This is a genomic window from Nonlabens ulvanivorans, from assembly GCF_032922765.1.
GTDB classification, from domain to species: Bacteria; Bacteroidota; Bacteroidia; order Flavobacteriales; family Flavobacteriaceae; genus Nonlabens; species Nonlabens ulvanivorans.
Genome location: NZ_CP136694.1, coordinates 339,968 through 359,213, shown reverse-complemented (window position 1 = coordinate 359,213; position 19,246 = coordinate 339,968). Strand labels below are relative to the sequence as shown.

Here is a 19,246-nt window from a genome sequence, read left to right as displayed (position 1 = left end):
CAACTTAAAAATCCCTATTTTTAAATCTTAAAAGCCAACCATTATGAATCCAATTGTAAAAAACATTCTAGCCGTACTTGCTGGAGTAGTCATAGGTAACGTTGTTAACATGGGATTTATAGAATTGGGTAATTTTGTGGTCCCTATTGAAGGTGTAGATGTAAGTGATATGGAAGCTTTAAAAAAAGCCATGCCCAATTTTGGTATTGAAAATTTTATCTTTCCATTTTTAGCCCATGCTTTAGGTACCTTGGTAGGTGCTTACATAGCAGCACGTCTTGCTGCTACTCACAAAATGAAATTTGCGATGGGAATAGGTGTCTTTTTTCTCATCGGTGGTATCGCTGTAAATATGAAGCTGCCAGGTCCTGCATGGTTTACCATTATGGATATCGCACTGGCATATATTCCAATGGCCTACATAGGCGGTACTCTAGCAATAAAACACACACAAAAAGCATAATTGGTCACTAATTCACATATTAATCCTCGAGCACGACGTAAGAAAGGAACTGTTGATGTCGATTCACTTTTTAAGGACTTACATGCTGGTCAGGTAAGTGCGTTAAGTCGTGCGATCACTTTGGTAGAAAGTACCGCTAGTGGTGATTCCGCTTTCGCGAAAGCGATTATAAAACAAGCCTTACCAAAGTCAGGGAAATCATTTAGACTAGGAATAACTGGCGTGCCAGGTGTGGGAAAGTCCACTTTTATCGAAGCGATAGGAAAAGAACTCATTCAGCGAGGTAAAAAAGTCGCCGTACTCGCTATAGATCCATCCAGCAACATCTCACGAGGAAGCATTCTAGGAGACAAAACCAGAATGGAAGAATTGGTTAAAAGCGACCAAGCCTTTATAAGACCAAGTCCTGCAGGAACAACATTGGGCGGCGTGGCACGTAAAACACGCGAGGCGATCATCTTGTGTGAAGCCGCAGGATACGACTTTATCATTGTAGAAACCGTAGGCGTAGGACAAAGCGAGACCGCAGTACATTCCATGACCGACTTTTTCTTACTCTTAAAACTCGCAGGTGCAGGCGATGATTTACAAGGTATCAAACGAGGTATTATGGAAATGGCAGACGCCATCATCATCAATAAAGCCGATGGCGAGAATCAAACCGCCGCAAAACATGCCCGACGCGAGTTCAAAAACGCCGTTCACCTCATGCCACAAAAAGACCACGGCTGGCCTACACAGGTATTGACTTGCAGTGGTTTAAATGGTGTAGGTATCACAGAAGTCATAGAAGAAATTGACAACTATAAAACACACGCTACCAATAACCAAAGCTTTAACATCAAACGCAACGCACAAGAATTGTACTGGTTCCATCAAACGATAGAAGACGCTATTAAAACCAACTTCTATAACAGACCAGAAGTAATCTCAAAACTAGCTGTTTTAGAAAAGGAAGTGTTGAGTAAAGTAAAAAGTCCTTTTGATGCGGCTGGGGAATTGTTGGGGTTGTGATAATGTAGGAAAAGAGTTAGGTTTGAGTTTAGAAAATCTTTAAATATTATAAATCAAACTCAAAATGGCTAAATTTTTAAATACCACAGGTGTATCATATCATTTAGAAGAACTTATTAAAACTACAAAGGATAGATTAATTTTAATAAGTCCATATCTACAGTTCCATCAAAGAGTAAAGGATCATCTAGAAAATTTAAATATTCAGAAAAGAGATATAAGAATTATCTACAGAGAGAATAAACTTCAAGTAGCAGAAAGCAATTGGCTAGAAAGTCAAATAGGCATTAGAACTAGCCTTTGCAGTTCCCTTCACGCAAAATGTTACATCAATGAAAACGAAGCTATTGTAACTTCTATGAACCTATATTCCTTTTCACAGCAAAATAACGATGAAATGGGAATTCATGTTACTAAAGATAAAGATCCTGATTTATATAATGACATTTCTGACGAAGTTCAAAGACTATTAACCATCAGTGAAGAAATCAGAGTGTCTGTAACGAAAGTTGATAAAAATATTGAGAAACAGGCTGAAAAAACAATATCAGAAATTGTACAAACTAAAAACAGCTCTAGCTCTAAGCTATTGACTACAAAAGAACTATCCCAAATAACAGGTTTAAGCAGCCGTAAAGTAAACAGCTGGTTTACCGATAAAAAATTGATGTACAAGAAAGAAGACGATTGGATTACTACCAAACGAGGAAAAGAAGTTGGCGGGATTGAAAAAAGCGGTCAATATGGGAAATTTGTGGTTTGGCCAGAAAGTATTGCTGAACATATTTTAAAGTAATCCTTACTGGTTCCATCAACCGATAGAAGACGCCATTAAAACCAACTTCTATAACCGCCCAGAAGTGATTGCAAAACTGACAGTTCTAGAACAAGAAATTTTGAGTAAGGTAAAAAGTCCTTTTAATGCGGCTGGAGAATTGTTGGGGTTGAGAATTAATTTAAATGAATTACGGATTTCCATAAATTGAATAAAGTACTTTTAGGTAAATTGAAAATAAATCAGGAATTAATATAAAATAATTAATTTCTAAAAATTGAAACTATTCCATATGTTAGATCAACACATTTTAAGAATCAAGAGTGCAATGGTAATTTATGCCTTGGAAAAGACATTAGGAAACTATGTTTTAAATTCAGAATTAGGATTGACATCGTTTGAGAAAAATGAAGATAGTGTAAATTCCATATCAAACATTTTGTTGACAGAAGATTCTGGAATTAAAATGCTAGTAGAATCAAGCTATTTAGATGACATCTTTACTTTAGCGATAAAGGCGACTATTAGTACTTCAATGGAAAGTAAAATGAAACAGTTAAAAAAATACTGCTCATTACTTAACATTTTTGATATCAGGAACGCAATTAGTCACCCAAACAGACCTTTTCCAGATGTTTATTGGTTTCGTTCAGCAGCAATAGCAAGTGACCCATTAATAATACAACTCGGACTTAATGAAGTGAGGCAATCCCTTAATTCTGCTTTAGAAGATAAAATTTCTGCACCACCGGAAGAATGGATTAATAATGTTTCATGGGCTATTTTAAACACTCTTCCTAATGCTTTTGATCACGAAATAACAGGTCTCCTTGGACGAGATAAAGAGTTCAAAGATTTAGAATTAACATTATCGAAGAATAGAAATAATTTAATTGCTGTAGTCGCACCTGGTGGAGTTGGAAAAACGGCGTTAATTCTTCAGTTTTTAAGAGATATTAGTTTAAGCCCAAAATGGGCAGAAAAAATTAATTCCATTCTATTTTGTTCTTTAAAAAATGAGAAACTAACAGCTGATGGGATTGAAAGCATAGAAGCAATTGATGGAATTGAACAAATAGAATTAAGTATATTAACTGACCTTCAAGGAATTTATGGTATTGACGATACCTTAAGTTTCGAACAAGCATGTATAAAATTAGAGAATGAGAAAATTTTAATATGTATTGATAATTTGGAGACATTACTTATCGACAATCAAGAGGAGTTTAAAAAATTTAATGAGCAACTTCCATTACTATGGAGAGTGATTGTCACTAGCAGAATCTCTATTGACTCAGCCACGACGGTACCACTACAAGCATTAGGAAAAAGACATGCTATTCATTTAAGTAGAAGTTACCTTAGAAAAAGAGGATTCAGTGATTTTAAGCAGGATGATTTAGAAACGATTGCAAAGAAAGCTAACAATAATCCATTAGCTATTAGACTTACCATTGATCTTTACATAAAAGGAAATGACATTACCAAATCTATATCGACTTCACAGAAGGAAATAGCTGCATTCTCCTATTCAAATTTGATAGAATCGATGACTGAAACCTCAATTTCTATTCTAGAAGCTATCTACGTATCAGGAATTTCTAGTAAAAACCATTTGGTAGAACTTTTAGAAACATCTCAAGACGATGTATCAGAATCAATAAATGAACTATCTAAAACTAGTTTGATAATTCGTAGTTCCAGTGAATCTGGTAATGATAGATTTGATTTGAGTAATTCAATAAGAGATTTATTATTGACAAATCCAAGAAATATTGAAATTAGAAATAAGATTGCTTTTAGTTTAAAAACTCGAAATTTAAAAATTCAAGAACAGATTAGTAGAAACCTAAAACTAGGTATAACCTCTTTCGATGAAGATTTCGTTGATTCAAATGCTGATCCATCGATCCAAGCTGCCATAGCTGATTTAAATAAATACTTAAATCGTAAAGCAAGAAATACAACAGAAATTTCTAATTTAAAAAATAGATTTAGTGACTTATTAAATCATAATTCTAAAAACCATGAATTATTATATCACTATTCTAGAATCTACAACCATCTTAAAGATTCTGCTAGTGAAATGGATTTAATTACAAGGTCCCTTGCCTATGACGATCGTAATCCAAGGTCTTTAAAAGCCCAAGGATTAAATCTTTTCAACTCCGGCGCTTACGATGAAGCCAATGATATTTTTCAAAGACTCATAGAAAGAGAACTGGATCAAATAGAAAAATCATCAAGAAAATTTAGCTATTCTCTTTTAAAATTGTATCTGCTGTCCTATTTATTTCAAGGTAAATATCAACAAATTATCGAATTCACCTCTAATTGGAAAACTCATTCATGGGATATAATGCTTGGTACATATAGAGCTTCTGCTTACAGAAGAATTGTTGAAGGAAAAAATAATCGTGATGGTGAAAGAGAAATTGCATACAATAAGATACTAGACATTTTTGATGAAATTTTCGAATCTAAAAACTACTCAGCTATCGCGTGTGTAGAAGGAGTAAAAATAATTAGAGAAATGGGATCAATTTTCTCATTTATATCACAGTACAATAAGGAGTTTGTTTATAGATTTATTCTATTTGTTTCAAAGAACTATTTTGAGATGATTTCAATAGTTAAAGATGAGAACATTGATTCAACTGATAATCAAGATTTTCTAAAAACTTTATTTAATTTCGATTTTGAAAATAAGCAAAACCCTCTTAGGCAAGTTTCTTGGTATAAATCTGATTCCGAAACAGCTTTTGATAAAGAACATATTGATGAACTTTTATCTGAAGGATATACGATAGTTCAAGTTTACAGAATACCTCAAAATTATTATGGTATGCCTTCTTATTTATTTGCGAAAGATTCAAGTAATGAATTCTACTTAAATGTAGATTCTTTTGAATCTGGTTGGAACGGTTGGGGTTATATTCAGATGGATGATAAATTAGCTATAAAGTATAAAGAGCTTAACAAAAAGGAAGCTACTCGTGCGACCGAAATAGTTAGTATTGATAAATATTTAATGTAAACTGCTACTTAAGTTAGTAATTCACTTATTAGAATTGAATAGTAATCCCATTAATTTTAATCTTATCCTACATCCACCTAAAAACAACTCATGAAAAACACAAGTGTCCTAAGTCTTGCATTGATATTAACGCTTTACAGCTGCCAAAAAAACAAAGAATCATTCCAAAAACTACCTAACTACCTAGAAGAATCCCATTCCTATGCACAACCTAATGATGCAGTGATTACTCATCTAGATTTAGACATTAATGTAGATTTTGACACACAAGTTATTAGTGGAACAGCGACTTATGATATTGAGAATAATGGCAGTGAGCAAATCATTCTAGATAGTAAATTCTTAGAAATTGAAAGCGTTACTCAAAATGGTGAACAAACAGAGTTTGATTTAGGTGATTTTGATGAATCTTTAGGGCAACCGTTAACCGTTGCCATTAAAGAAGACACTAAACAAATTGCTGTCACCTACTCTACCACGGCAAAAACAGAAGCTTTACAATGGCTTACTGCTCAACAAACAGCAGACAAAACAAATCCTTTTCTATTCACACAAGGTCAAGCGATTTTAACGCGCACTTGGATTCCTATTCAGGATAGTCCACAAATACGTATTACTTATGAGGCGACTGTAAAAGTTCCTTCACAGCTTATGGCAGTGATGAGTGCTGAGAATCCTAAGGAAAAGAACGGAAATGGCGTTTATCATTTTAAAATGAAACAGCCTATTCCGGCATACTTAATTGCACTTGCTATAGGTGATATCGAGTATAAAGCCATCAGTGAACGCACTGGTGTTTATGCGGAGAAATCAATGCTCCATAAAGTCCATGAAGAGTTTTCAGATATGGAGAAAATGGTTGTTGCGGCAGAGAATCTATACGGCGATTACGATTGGGATCAATTTGATGTGATTGTATTGCCACCTAGTTTTCCTTTTGGTGGTATGGAGAATCCGCGGTTGACCTTTGCGACTCCTACGGTTATTGCAGGCGATAAAAGTTTAACATCGCTGGTGGCGCATGAGTTGGCGCATTCATGGTCTGGGAATTTAGTAACCAACGCCACTTGGAATGATTTCTGGCTTAATGAAGGTTTTACCGTTTATTTTGAGATTAGAATCATGGAAGCATTGTATGGAAAAGACCGTGCTAATATGCTTGCCTTAATAGGCAGACAAGATCTTGAAGATGAACTGGAAGCTCTAAAAGAGTCACCTAACGACACAAAGTTAAAACTAGACTTAAAAGGTCGCAATCCAGATGATGGAATGAACAGTATTGCTTATGATAAAGGTTATCTGTTTTTACGCACGCTAGAAGAAAAAGTGGGACGTGACAACATGGATGCATTCTTAAAATCCTACTTTAAAAAGAATGCTTTCTCCACTACAAACACAGAGGATTTCATTACTTACCTCAACGAGAATTTGCTAGATAAAAACAACATCACCTTCAATACTGAGGAATGGATTTACCAGCCTAGTGTGCCAGAAAACGCTGCTGTCATAACTTCTGATGCATTTTCAAATGTCGAGAAAACGCTGGAAGAGTTCTTAAAAACAAACAAAATAGACGTTACTAAAACTGAAAACTGGACACCGCAAGAATGGGTTCATTTTGTGCGCAATTTCCCAGAAGATATTACGGTAACACAAATGCAAACATTGGATGACACTTTCAACTTGACCGATTCTACGAACTCCTACATCACCATGGTTTGGTATGAGCAATCTATTTTGAACAATTATCATGATAATAACGTAGATACAAAAATCGCTGAGTTCTTAAATACTGTAGGACGTCGCTGGTATGTGACGACTCTTTTTAACGCTTTCGCGAAAGCGGAACGAATAGAAGAAGCCAAAGAAATTTACAAAACTGCAAGAGGTAACTACCATAGTGTTACCGCAAATACAGTGGATGAGATGTTGGGAATAGAATAGAGATTTCTCTCAAAACTAGCATCCTTCAACCACTCCGAGATTTCTGCGAAATCCCACCTCGCCTGTTCTCAGGCGAGGAGTTTTTCACATTCTCAATATTAAAAAACTCCTTTCCTTGGAAAAGGAAAGGTGGATTGGACTCGATAGAGTCAAAGACGGATAGGATCGATGTAATGCTGTTTATTATCTAAATTTATTTTAATAAATTCATGCGATGAAACGTAGGAAACCTATTCACAATTTGCCATATCTAAGAGATCATCGCAAATCACTACGTAAAAACTTAACTCCTGCTGAAGCTTTTTTGTGGAATGAATTAAAAACTAAAAAGTTTCATGGATTAAAATTCCGCAGGCAGCATTCTATTAAAAATTACATTGTAGATTTTTACTGCGCTCGATATAATCTGATCATTGAATTGGATGGAGATTATCATGATGAGCCCAATCAATTAGAAAAAGATGAATTGCGAGATAAGGATTTAAGAAATATGGGGTTTACTGTTTTAAGATATGAAAATCAATATGTTTTTAGTGAATTGGAGCATGTGTTAGAGGATATTAAAAAGTATTGTGAGATAGTATAAGATGTGTGCTATTTCGAGCATCTTTCAACCACTCTTGGTTTGCATCAAAGCTGCTAAACCTGTCTTGCGCATTCCTCTAGCTGAAAAAGCTCGTCGGATACAAGATCTAAGGCGAGGAGTTTTGCACATTCTAAATATCACAACTCCTTTCCTTGGCACCTGCATTCGACGAGTGTAGTTTACGGAACGAGAGGAATGCATAGGTGGACAAAACGAGCGAGAGCAAGTTTTGGTCGGAAAGGATCATAGCGGTATTATTTAAAACTACTCATTCTTTTAAGATTTTTTAATGCTGATAATATAGAATTGCAAAGTATCTTACTACCTGTTAAACCAGCGATTAAGATATAAAGCATTATGAAAACTTCTATCAGCATTCAAGATTCTCTATTACCATTTTTACCTTTATTATATATCGCATGGGCTGATGGCGTATTAGAAAAGCATGAAATCGATTATATTAAAAATCAGATTGATGACAACAACACCATCACTGACGCAACAAAACAACTGATTTCAAAGTGGTTAGACCCTAGTCATCCACCATCTGCAAGAGAATTAGTTTATTGGAAAAAGTATATAAAACAGCATGCTGATGTGCTGGACTTAAGTGAAAAACAAGATTTATATTCCCTAGGAACGGTACTGGCTAAAAAACCGAACCTAGAAGAATGGGCAAACGAAAAGACAAAACAGTCGTTACAGCAAATTGAAAATTACCTAGGTGTTTCAAGTCATGAAGCTATACGATTTATAGATGATTTTAATCCTACATTATTTAAGGTAGATTCTAATTTAAAAAGGTCTGAAGCGCCATACTCCAAGGCTTTAAAGACTTTGCTACAACATGGAAATACTGATTTAAAGAATAAAGTACAAAGCATTCTAGATCCACATAAAGAAGAGATAGAAAGCCATAGTGACGATCTGTATTCTAGACGTGAAAAAGTATTGCAATGGACTCAAGAACTTGCTGATGCTGGACTAGGTAAACTTGCTTATCCATCTGCTTATGGAGGATCTGATTCCATGGTACAATATGCAGCCGTATTTGAAGAAATGGCCAAATATGATTTGAGTCTGACTATAAAATTTGGTGTTCATTTTGGATTATTTGGTGGCAGTGTAGAATCTTTAGGAACTAATTATCATCATGATAAATATTTAAAAGATATAGGCACGATGGCTTTACCAGGCTGTTTTGCAATGACAGAAATGCACCATGGCAGCAATGTAAAAGCATTACAAACTACTGCTATTTACCAACCAGATGATCAATCTTTTATTATTAATACACCAACACATAATGATAGAAAAACTTATATAGGGAACGCCGCGATGCATGCCCAAATGGCTACAGTGTTTGCACAACTAATAGTCGATGACGAGGAACATGGAATACATGCTTTTTTAGTTCCCATTAGAAACAAACAAGGTGCAACCATGCCTGGAATTACGATAGGCGATAATGGTCATAAAATGGGACTCAATGGTGTAGACAACGGGACATTACATTTTAATACGGTTAAAATCCCAAAAGAAAATCTGCTCAATAAATTTGGTGATGTAGATGAAGAAGGACAATACACAAGTCCTATAAGTAGCTCATCTAGACGTTTCTTTACTATGCTAGGAACACTAGTAGGTGGAAGACTTTGTGTTCCTATTGCCGGAAACACTGCTGCCAAAAAAGCTCTAAATATGGCTATCTATTTTGCACTGGATCGCAAGCAATTTGGTCCACCAGGTAAACCAGAACAGTCCATTATGGACTATCCAACGCATCAAAAAAAGTTAATGCCGTTAATTGCAAATGCTTATGCATATGATTTTGCACATGAACACTTGCTAAGAGAATATACCAGCCATTCAGATCATGATGCTCAAGAAATAGAAGCGCTTGCTGCTGGATTAAAAGCACTAAGTACATGGAATGCTACAGATACGATTCAAACCTGTCGTGAAGCCTGTGGTGGAAAAGGTTATTTAAGCGAGATGTATTTTGACCGTTTGAAAGCTGACACAGATATATTCATGACCTTTGAAGGTGATAATACAGTATTGTTACAACTCACGGCAAAAAGTCGTCTGACCTATTTCAAAAAGCAATTTGGCCGAATGGATTGGTGGGATACCCTTAAATATATTTCCAACATCGCGTCTACAAATCTAACTGAACTTAATGCTCTTGTAACAAGAGATACTTCTCAAGAACATTTATTAGGTAATGAATTTCAACTAGCAGCGTTCACTTATAGAGAAGAATATTCCTTGCGTACTCTAGCGATGAGACTAAACAAAAAGATTAAAAGTGGTATGGATAGCTATGAAGCTTTTCTAGATGTTCAAGTACATTTAATAGATATGGCTAGTGCTTATATAGATCGCATCGTTTTAGAACATTTTATAGAAACCATTAAAAAACAAGAACAGAATAGCGTAAAAGAAGTTCTTACTTCACTTAAAAATTTATATGCCCTGCATCGCATAGAGGAACATAAAGGCTGGTATCTAGAACACGATTACATATCAGGTTCAAAATCTCTTGCTATTAATAAGCTAGTTTCAAAACTGTGTAAAGAATTAAAAGAAGAAAGTCAGCATTTAGTGGATGCTTTTGATATTCCAGCACACATGACTGCAACCGCTTTAAAATTTTATTAGCACCATTAGTTTATTGTAATCATTAATGCTGGATTTATAATTGAGCTTAGACCTTCATTTTGCTTATTATTGCAGGATAAGTACAGGATATTTTCAAAATTGAGCGGTATCATCAATTTTTCTGCACAGAGATATTAAAACAAATTAATGGAAGATTTACTAACCTTTGCGTTTACTGTTTTTACAGGTTTTTTTGCTATTATGAATCCTATTTCTAATATGCCTATCTTTTTAACGATTACTGAAGGAGCAGATAAAGAAACGAAGCAAAGAATTAATCTAAAAGCGATAATTGTAGCCTTTATCATTGTTAGCACCTTTGTGCTTTTAGGAAATTACATTTTTGAGCTATTTGGAATTACTATTCCAGCTTTTAAAATTACAGGCGGAATTTTAATATTCTTTGTAGGTTTTGAAATGCTGCAGTCTAAGAAGTCAAACATCAAAAGACTCAAAACGGTAAATTATGATGAGAATATCGCTATATCACCACTTGCTATTCCTATACTTGCAGGTCCTGGTACTATAGTAACCGCAACTAACTTTGTGGCAAACACCTCATCGTATGCTGATATTGCTGTAGTTCTTATTGTTTTTGCTTTGATGTGTTTATTGAATTACATCGCATTTTCACTAAGTGATGTCATCGCTAAGAAAATAGGTGATAATGTCATTTCTGTAATCGGAAAATTGATGGGATTAATTATTGCGATAATAGGTACTAGTATGATTATTTCAGGTTTGAAATTATCATTTGATGTGTTGAACTAATATAGTATCGGTGAATTAATTATTATACTTACTCTGCTTGTAAAGTCTTTACATCTGCAATAAGTTGAGTTATTGATGCTTTATTAAGACCGTTATAAACACCACGAATATGTTTGTTTTTATCTACTAAAATAAAGTTTTCAGTGTGTAAAAAATCATTGATATCTTTAGTGGTACCTAGGTCTTCTTCTACAAAATAATGATTTCTACCTAGATCATAAATTAAATCCTTATCGCCAGTAACGAGATTCCACTTTTTAACATTCACATCTTTACGTTGTGCATATTCCAATAAAACAGCGGGCGTATCATAATCTGGCGTGACAGAATGAGAAAGTAATAACACTTCTTCGTCTTCTAAAAATTCGTTTTGAAGACGATTCATATTTTTAGTCATTGCAGGACAAATTCCAGGACAAACGGTAAAAAAGAAATCTGTAATATAAATTTTGCCTTTATAGAAGTCTTGAGTGATGGTATCACCATTTTGATTGATAAAAGTAAAATCAGGAATTCTATGAAAATCTATAAGCGAGTCACTATCTTTTGAAAGCCAGTATGGTGTAAAAGTGGCCTCTTGGTAATAAGGCAACGCCTCTACTCTACTTACTACCTCTTCTTCAATGGGTTTATTATTCTGTTCTTTAGAGCCACAACTAACTATTAAGGCAACATTACAAAGTATCAGTAACGACTTCTTGATTCTCGAGAGAGAAACAAAGTGTTGCTTTTTTGAGTCCAAAGATTCTACCATTTTTTGCTTCATAATTATTATAAAGTTTACCATTCTGACGGTAAGATTTTTGCATGCCTTGCTCACGTCCATCGACTAGATGTATTTCTTTAAAAATAGAACCGTTAGTATACCATTGAAACTGGGCACCTTGAGCTACACCATTCTCAAAATTACTTTGAGAACGTTTATGACCATTATTCCACCAGGATATTGTTTTACCATGCTGTAGTCCATTCTCATATCGAGATTGAAAACTCAAAGTTCCATCCCTAAACCACTTCTCATATAATCCATGGCGTAATCCATTGAGATACTCAATCTTTTCTGCAGTTAATCCATTAGAGTAACTAATTACAGAGAATCCTGTAAAGGGCTCGTTGTTATAATACATGAGCCCTTCATTAGGTCTTAATTCTAAAGTTGCTTTATCAATCTCTAACTTTTCAGTTGTTTTTACAACATGATTTGAATCTGTTTTACAGCTTGATAAAAGCAATAAGATCAATATACTACTGTATGTTATTAGGTGTGCCTTGATAATCGCCAGGGAATATGATATAGTATTGATTTAAGTATACTGTATTCTGAATATGGTAATGATACTCTGCAGTTGTTGTATGTTGTGTAGTAGAGGTATGCCCACCAGAAGCATCTAGATCAGTAGGATATGTTCCTGTAGATGTACATTTTCTACCATAAATAAAGAAACCATCGCTTATGATACCAACTAGTGCATCATCATCATCAGAAAAAGCTTTAGGTTCTAAGTGGTAGTGGTAACTTTGTGGTCCTGTATGCGCTGCGGTATAATCTAACGAGCCTACCGCGCTATCTAGTGGTACATTAGGTCCTTCTTCATCATTATAAATTACTGAACCGCTAACAGCAATACCTATGGCTCCTAAACCAGTCGTTGAGGAACTACTAGCCAACGTTGGACTTGATGGAACTGTTAAAGAAAAGGAACCGTTAAAGTCGTCTATGTTACCAGGTGCCATTTGATCTCCACTAGTAACAATAGGATCCACATATAAAGGATGGTCAGTAGCGGCAGGACCTGTCACAACCGCATTACCATTCGGACCAGTTATGGTACGTACATTTGTGCTGGACCAGTAAGGTGAAGTGTGATTAGGCAAACCGTTAGTCTCAATATTTACAGATGAAGTACCACTCATCATGATCGTGACATTATCTGTGTCAAATTCAGCAAAAGCGGCATGTAATTCTGTTGTACCATTTCCACTTCCATCATCAGTTGCACTTCCATTATCGTCATCGCTTGAAGTACAAGAATAGGCTCCTGCGATAGCCATTATCGAAATCCCTATATACATAAGGAAAGATTTATTTTTTGATTGATTCATAAACTTAAGTGTTATGCGCTTTCGATTCAAGCGCTGTTAATTGATATAATACTTAGACTAATAAAAACTCTAAAGGTTTAATCAATACTTAAAAAAGTATTAAACACCTTTAACTATAGGTTTTATCTCAATCGCAAAATTGACAGAATTTGCTATGAAACAAAGTTGGTGTGCCTCTTCATGTAATTTTGTAGCTATATCTATTTGTTGAGCATCCAGAATTAAGACTTCGGGATTAAGAATAACTTTTTGAAAAGCACCACTAGCGTCTTCGTTTAATAATAAAGTACCTGAAACCTTATCTGTATATTCTAAGACATCTATACCATGCTGCTGGCACACGTAGAAATAAGACATCATATGGCAAGAAGACAATGCGCTTAACAAAAGGTCTTCTGGGTTGTGTTTATTCTTATCTCCTTTAAATTCTCGGGCTGCAGATACGATGATATCTTTTTTCCCTTCTATAATAGAGGTATGAGTTTTATGGTTTTTAAATTGTCCTTTTTTCCACTGAGTTTGTACCTCGAAAAAGAATTCTTTTTTCATTCTAAAGTGCCGTGGATGATGAAGAAGCTGGTGCATATTTCGCTTTCGCGAAAGCGAATAATCGATAACATAACCAACCTATTACAGTTCCCATAAACATCCCCATCAACACATCACCTGGATAATGTACTCCTAAATAAACGCGACTATAAGCCACTAACACAGCCCATATAAAAAGCAATATTCCAGTAGTTTTATGAGACTGCTTGAGCATATGCCACATAAATACAGCAAGTGCCATGGCATTACTAGCATGTCCACTATAAAAACCATAAGTACCACCACTTTTACCTACTTTAGAGATCAACCCTTCTAAAGCTGGTTCTCTAAACGGTCTTAATCGCTGTACCCATGTATTCTTAAATAGCATCGCAACTTGATCACTTATCGCAACTAATAATGCAATAGTGATTAACGCTATAATCAATTCTTTTTTATTTAACTTTTTAAAAAGTACATAAAACAAGTACAGATAAAGTGGGATTGCATAGAATTTATAAGTAATGATATTGAAAATTAAATCAACGGTATCGTTTCCCCAATCATTCAACAAAAGCATTAAATCCCAGTCTAGCTGTTTAATATCTTCCATTATTCTTTATCATAGATAGCACACTGCTCGTCGTAGAATCGACTAGCTTCTTCGATTAGGTTCTTGGTTTCTTCCTCAAGTTCTTCTTTATCTTTCTTTTCAATATCTTCTAGAAATTCTAGAGTATCATCTTTTAAATTTATCACAAATCGAGGATAATCGAGGTGTACTACAAAAATATCTTCGGGATGGTGAGCGTTATCGCCCATAAGAAATCTAGGGAAAGCCATGTTACTAGTTATGAATTATATGTTATCGTTGAGAATTGTAAAATGTTGCTGTCGCAGCAGTTTTACTAAAACTCTAGGTTACCTTAACTTAGTTTTTAATAATAGTGCAATCTAAGAAATTCAGAATTATAAAAAGTATCTTTGTTTTATGCAACAACTAAGAGCAGATAATTTACAGAAGTCCTATAAAGGCAGACCAGTAGTTAAAGGTGTTTCTTTTGAAGTGAACCAAGGCGAAATCGTAGGTCTACTAGGGCCTAACGGTGCTGGTAAAACAACATCTTTCTACATGACTGTAGGACTGGTTAAACCTACTGGTGGTGATGTGTGGCTAGATGATAAAAAGATTACTCAATACCCGATGTACAAACGTGCACAAAATGGTATAGGCTATCTGGCACAAGAAGCTTCTATATTTAGAAAATTAACGGTAGAAGAGAACATACTGGGCGTACTGCAATTAACTGACCTGACTAAAAAAGAACAACGAGAACGTTGCGAGATGTTATTAGAAGAATTTAGTCTAGAAGATAGACGCAACCGTAATGGTGACTTATTAAGTGGTGGAGAAAGACGCCGTACAGAGATTGCTCGCGCACTTGCGACTAACCCAACATTTATACTACTAGATGAGCCATTTGCTGGAGTAGATCCAGTAGCTGTAGAAGACATACAACGTATTGTCGCTCAACTAACTAAAAAGAACATAGGTATTCTTATCACTGATCATAACGTTCAAGAAACGCTGGCTATTACGGACCGTACCTACCTGATGTTTGAAGGTAATATTCTTAAACATGGTAGTCCAGAAGAACTTGCTGAAGATGAAGTAGTACGTCGAGTATACCTAGGTCAGAATTTTGAGCTGCGCAAGAAGAAGTTGTTTGCTGATTAAGGATTAACCTTACGATTTTACAGCGCTGAAATTATTAAAAACGCTCATCAACACGTAAAGAACGATAATACAAGGAACCGCATAGATTTTAAGTATCACAATCATTGCAATGCATATCGCTATAAAAATCCATCTTATCTCGTTGCTTTTCCAGCCGAAGGTTTTAAATTTTAACGCAAACAACGGTAATTCTGCATTAAGTAAGTAACAGCTTATAATCGTGATTAGTATTAAAACATATGGATTACTTAATAATCCAAAAATAAAATCGCTAGTTGTCATTTGAGCAATAATCCCTAGTGAGATGATTAAAATAGCATTTGCTGGTGTAGGTACACCTATAAAAGAATCTGTCTGTCTGGTATCTATGTTAAATTTAGCCAGTCGATAACCACTGGCCGCAGTAATTAAAAATCCTAAAAAAGTAATTTCCTTAAATAAACTGGTTGCACTACTCCATCCTAGATCGCCATTCACAGCAAATAATGTAGAAGAGTGACCTGTAGCATCTGCAAGTAATTGACACATGACAATACCAGGCACAACACCACTAGTAACCATATCTGCAAGTGAATCTAACTGCGTACCTAACTCACTAGAAACCTTTAATAATCTAGCTGCCAGACCGTCAAAGAAATCAAAAAATATACCTAGCGCCACAAAAACACCAGCAAGTATCAACTCATCTTTGAAAGCATATACCGCAGCGATGCAACCAGACAATAGGTTTAACATCGTTATTAAATTAGGAGTCCATTTCTTCATTCTACAAATATGCAGTTTTCTACGATACTTGTTTCAACTTGATATGCAATATCCTAGGGTTTTGCTAGTTATTTAGTGAGAAACCTAGATATTTGCAGCTAGATTATATATGACCAGAAAAGCTAATTTTATTATTGTATTGTGTTGCGTTCTCGCTTTCGCGAAAGCGTATTCACAAACCTCTAGAGCATACTCTAACGAATTCTTAAACATAGGAGTCGATGCAGCAGCACTAGGTATGAGCAACGCAGTGGTTGCTAGCACTAATGATGTCAATGCTGGTTACTGGAATCCAGCAGGATTAATGCGTGTTCAAGAACAAGAGATTAGTGTAATGCATGCTAACTATTTTGCAAATATTGCACAGTACAATTATGGTGCATTTGCCATGCCTATAGACGACTTTAGTGCCTTTGGGTTTTCTGTCATACGATTTTCTGTAGATGACATATTAAATACAACTCAATTAATTGATCAACAAGGAAATATTAATTATGACCGTATTTCTACATTCTCAACTGCAGATTGGGCTTTCACATTTTCTTATGCAAGAGAATCACAATTAGATGGTTTTAGTTATGGAGGTAATGTGAAAGTCATACGACGAGTTATAGGAGAATTTGCAAATGCATGGGGTTTTGGCTTTGATGTAGGCGCACAGTTTAAACGTGGTGACTGGGAACTAGGTTTTATGGCTAGAGACATTACAACAACCTACAATACCTGGACCATCGATGAAGAAAAATATGCCGAAGTACAAGGAGCCGTGGAAAATCAAAATCAAGATTTACCAGAAACAACAGAAATAACATTACCTAAATTACAGATAGGTGTTGCTCGTACTTTCACATTTCACTACGACCATATTCTAACTGCCGAAGTTGATTTAAATATGCGCTTTATACAAACTAATGATATTATATCTAGTAGTGCAGTAAGTGCAACACCAGCATTAGGCTTACAGTATGGATTTACAGATTTAGTTTTTGTGAGAGCTGGAGTCGGTAATTTTCAAAACGTGCAACAACTCGATGGAAGTGATAACGTGAACTTTCAACCTAATATAGGAATAGGCTTTAAGTACAAAGGTATTGCGGTAGATTATGCACTGACAGATATAGGCGATTCTAGCGAGGCGCTTTATTCAAATATTTTCTCTCTTAAGGTAGATCTTTCTACATTTTCTAGATAAGTTTGATACCTTAGCATCTTAGTTTATATATGAAGTACTCTAGTATTCTTCTCGCTCTTTTATCAGGTATATTATTATGGTTAGGATGGCCTACTTATGGTTTTCCTTTACTATTATTTGGCGCCTTTGTCCCTTTACTATTTGCAGAACTTCATATCAGAAAATCTGAATTAAGATTCAAAGGATGGCGTGTTTTAGGACTTTCGTATCTCAGTTTTTTTATTTGGAACATTTCAACCACTTGGTGGCTCTATCTTGCAACTGGATTTGGAATGTGGTTTGCTGTTTTAGTAAACAGTTTATTGATGGCTCTAGTATTTTTATGTTATCATAAATTTGCTAAAAAAGTATCGCAAGGTGCTGCGTTTACATTCTTAAGCTGTTTATGGATTAGCTTTGAGTACATGCACTTGCAATGGGACTTTTCATGGCCATGGCTCAATTTGGGTAATGGTTTCAGTGAATATGTAAGCTGGATTCAATGGTATGAATATACTGGTACTTTTGGTGGTACCTTGTGGATCTGGTTATTAAATGTAATCCTATTTTATACCATTTTCAAATTGAAGAATTATAGCTTTACTGTGATTCAAGCTCTTAAAAAATCAGTATTACCAGCGTTGGTGATTTTAATTCCCATAGGAATATCTCATATTATTTTATTCAGTTATTTTGAAGTAAATAAAGATAGCGGCACTGATGTAGTAATTGTGCAACCTAATATAGATCCTTATGAAGAGAAATACACCTTTACAAATGATAAGGTCACTCAACTCATCACAAACCTTGCTTTACCTGAAATAACACAAAATACTGAGTTTGTAATTGCTCCAGAAACTGTGATCGCTGATAACATAAGGATAAGTCAAGTTAATTATCATCCTACACTACAAAGTCTGAGAGGTAATTTTGCCTCCTATCCCAACCTGAGCTACTTAGGTGGTATATCATTAGTTGATGTATTTAAAAATCCTGATCAAGCTACCAATCAAACAAATCTGGCTAGTGATGGAGTGACCTATTATGACGATTATAACAGCGCGATGTTTTTTAACCAGCTGGGACCTGTTGAGTTATATCATAAATCTAAGTTGGTTGTAGGTATAGAGAACTTTCCATATAAAAGTATTCTTAAACCGATACTAGGTGATGCCATGATAGATCTAGGCGGAACTGTAGCTACTAAAACCACCCAAAAAGAACGTAGTGTCTTTACTTCATTAAATGAATCTAAAGTAGCATCCATAATTTGTTACGAATCTGTATATGGAGAATACGTCACTGGATATATAAATAATGGAGCGCAATTTCTTGCCATTATCACTAACGATGCGTGGTGGGGAAATACTCAAGGACATCAACAACATTTAAGTTTAGCTAGGCTGCGTGCTATAGAATCTAGAAGATGGATTACAAGAAGCGCTAATACGGGCATAAGCGCTATCATCGATCACCGTGGAAAAATTATACAATCATTGGGATACGGTAAACAAGGCGCCATAAACGGTACGATAAGAAAACGTGATGACATCACTTTTTATGTACAACATGGTGATTACATAGCTCGTATTGCGATATTTATGGGTGTATTTACTCTATTATTTGGCTTTACTAGACGCCGAAAAAAACGTTCCTAAATAGAATAATTATAAAATGACTTCAATGT

18 protein-coding genes are annotated in these 19,246 nt (G+C 35.1%); 11 read left to right on the top strand and 7 right to left on the bottom strand.

Features of this window, described 5'->3' with window-relative positions:
- Positions 1 to 43: 43 nt before the first annotated feature.
- The 8 genes from R1T42_RS01565 to R1T42_RS01530 all read left to right on the top strand — a co-directional run bounded on the left by R1T42_RS01565 (position 44) and on the right by R1T42_RS01530 (position 11,254).
- Positions 44 to 463 carry a hypothetical protein gene (locus R1T42_RS01565; RefSeq protein ID WP_317291034.1) on the top strand — a complete coding sequence of 140 codons (420 nt, stop codon included), beginning with the start codon at positions 44 to 46 and terminating at the stop codon, positions 461 to 463.
- Positions 464 to 1,477, top strand: a complete 1,014-nt coding sequence (meaB, locus tag R1T42_RS01560; protein ID WP_317291033.1) for a methylmalonyl Co-A mutase-associated GTPase MeaB — start codon at positions 464 to 466, stop codon at positions 1,475 to 1,477.
- Positions 1,478 to 1,541: 64 nt separating this feature from the next.
- Positions 1,542 to 2,273, top strand: coding sequence for a phospholipase D family protein (locus R1T42_RS01555; protein WP_317291032.1), 732 nt, complete (start codon positions 1,542 to 1,544; stop codon positions 2,271 to 2,273).
- A 271-nt stretch (positions 2,274 to 2,544) separates the two neighbouring features.
- A complete protein-coding gene (locus R1T42_RS01550; protein ID WP_317291031.1) occupies positions 2,545 to 5,289 on the top strand; it encodes a tetratricopeptide repeat protein in 2,745 nt (914 codons plus the stop codon).
- Positions 5,290 to 5,379: 90 nt separating this feature from the next.
- The gene (locus R1T42_RS01545; RefSeq protein ID WP_317291030.1) at positions 5,380 to 7,233 is read left to right on the top strand and encodes a M1 family metallopeptidase; all 1,854 of its coding nucleotides are present in this window, start codon (positions 5,380 to 5,382) and stop codon (positions 7,231 to 7,233) included.
- Between the two features lie 214 nt (positions 7,234 to 7,447).
- Positions 7,448 to 7,819, top strand: coding sequence for an endonuclease domain-containing protein (locus R1T42_RS01540; protein WP_317291029.1), 372 nt, complete (start codon positions 7,448 to 7,450; stop codon positions 7,817 to 7,819).
- A 357-nt stretch (positions 7,820 to 8,176) separates the two neighbouring features.
- Positions 8,177 to 10,483: an acyl-CoA dehydrogenase family protein gene (locus tag R1T42_RS01535; protein ID WP_317291028.1), complete on the top strand. Its 2,307-nt coding sequence runs from the start codon at positions 8,177 to 8,179 to the stop codon at positions 10,481 to 10,483.
- 147 nt (positions 10,484 to 10,630) lie between these two features.
- Positions 10,631 to 11,254: a MarC family protein gene (locus R1T42_RS01530; RefSeq protein ID WP_317291027.1), complete on the top strand. Its 624-nt coding sequence runs from the start codon at positions 10,631 to 10,633 to the stop codon at positions 11,252 to 11,254.
- Between the two features lie 28 nt (positions 11,255 to 11,282).
- On the opposite strand, the gene R1T42_RS01525 is transcribed toward R1T42_RS01530, so the two are convergent.
- From R1T42_RS01525 to R1T42_RS01500, 6 genes are all read right to left on the bottom strand, one after another.
- Positions 11,283 to 12,020 (bottom strand): SCO family protein, encoded by a 738-nt coding sequence (locus R1T42_RS01525; protein WP_317291026.1) that lies wholly within the window; start codon positions 12,018 to 12,020, stop codon positions 11,283 to 11,285.
- Positions 11,929 to 12,486 (bottom strand): toxin-antitoxin system YwqK family antitoxin, encoded by a 558-nt coding sequence (locus R1T42_RS01520; RefSeq protein WP_317291025.1) that lies wholly within the window; start codon positions 12,484 to 12,486, stop codon positions 11,929 to 11,931. Before R1T42_RS01520 ends, R1T42_RS01525 begins: the two co-directional genes overlap by 92 nt.
- Before the next feature lie 13 nt (positions 12,487 to 12,499).
- Positions 12,500 to 13,357, bottom strand: a complete 858-nt coding sequence (locus R1T42_RS01515; RefSeq protein ID WP_317291024.1) for a YHYH protein — start codon at positions 13,355 to 13,357, stop codon at positions 12,500 to 12,502.
- 99 nt (positions 13,358 to 13,456) lie between these two features.
- Complete coding sequence (locus R1T42_RS01510) at positions 13,457 to 13,906, bottom strand: OsmC family protein (protein ID WP_317291023.1); 450 nt, start codon at positions 13,904 to 13,906, stop codon at positions 13,457 to 13,459.
- Position 13,907: 1 nt separating this feature from the next.
- Entirely contained in the window at positions 13,908 to 14,498 is a 591-nt protein-coding gene (locus R1T42_RS01505) for a phosphatase PAP2 family protein (RefSeq protein WP_317291022.1), read from the bottom strand.
- Positions 14,498 to 14,728 (bottom strand): hypothetical protein, encoded by a 231-nt coding sequence (locus R1T42_RS01500; protein WP_042246202.1) that lies wholly within the window; start codon positions 14,726 to 14,728, stop codon positions 14,498 to 14,500. The genes R1T42_RS01505 and R1T42_RS01500 overlap by 1 nt, the downstream gene beginning before the upstream one ends.
- A gap of 148 nt (positions 14,729 to 14,876) precedes the next feature.
- On the opposite strand from R1T42_RS01500, the gene lptB reads away from it, so the two are divergent.
- Entirely contained in the window at positions 14,877 to 15,623 is a 747-nt protein-coding gene (gene lptB / locus R1T42_RS01495; RefSeq protein ID WP_036581414.1) for an LPS export ABC transporter ATP-binding protein, read from the top strand.
- Positions 15,624 to 15,632: 9 nt separating this feature from the next.
- Here the strand turns inward: lptB and R1T42_RS01490 are convergent, their stop codons facing one another.
- Positions 15,633 to 16,388 carry a CDP-alcohol phosphatidyltransferase family protein gene (locus R1T42_RS01490; protein WP_317291021.1) on the bottom strand — a complete coding sequence of 252 codons (756 nt, stop codon included), beginning with the start codon at positions 16,386 to 16,388 and terminating at the stop codon, positions 15,633 to 15,635.
- A 109-nt stretch (positions 16,389 to 16,497) separates the two neighbouring features.
- On the opposite strand from R1T42_RS01490, the gene R1T42_RS01485 reads away from it, so the two are divergent.
- Both R1T42_RS01485 and lnt read left to right on the top strand, forming a co-directional pair.
- The gene (locus R1T42_RS01485) at positions 16,498 to 17,580 is read left to right on the top strand and encodes a putative type IX sorting system protein PorV2 (RefSeq protein ID WP_317291020.1); all 1,083 of its coding nucleotides are present in this window, start codon (positions 16,498 to 16,500) and stop codon (positions 17,578 to 17,580) included.
- 29 nt (positions 17,581 to 17,609) lie between these two features.
- Entirely contained in the window at positions 17,610 to 19,217 is a 1,608-nt protein-coding gene (lnt, locus tag R1T42_RS01480) for an apolipoprotein N-acyltransferase (RefSeq protein ID WP_317291019.1), read from the top strand.
- Positions 19,218 to 19,246 lie beyond the last annotated feature (29 nt).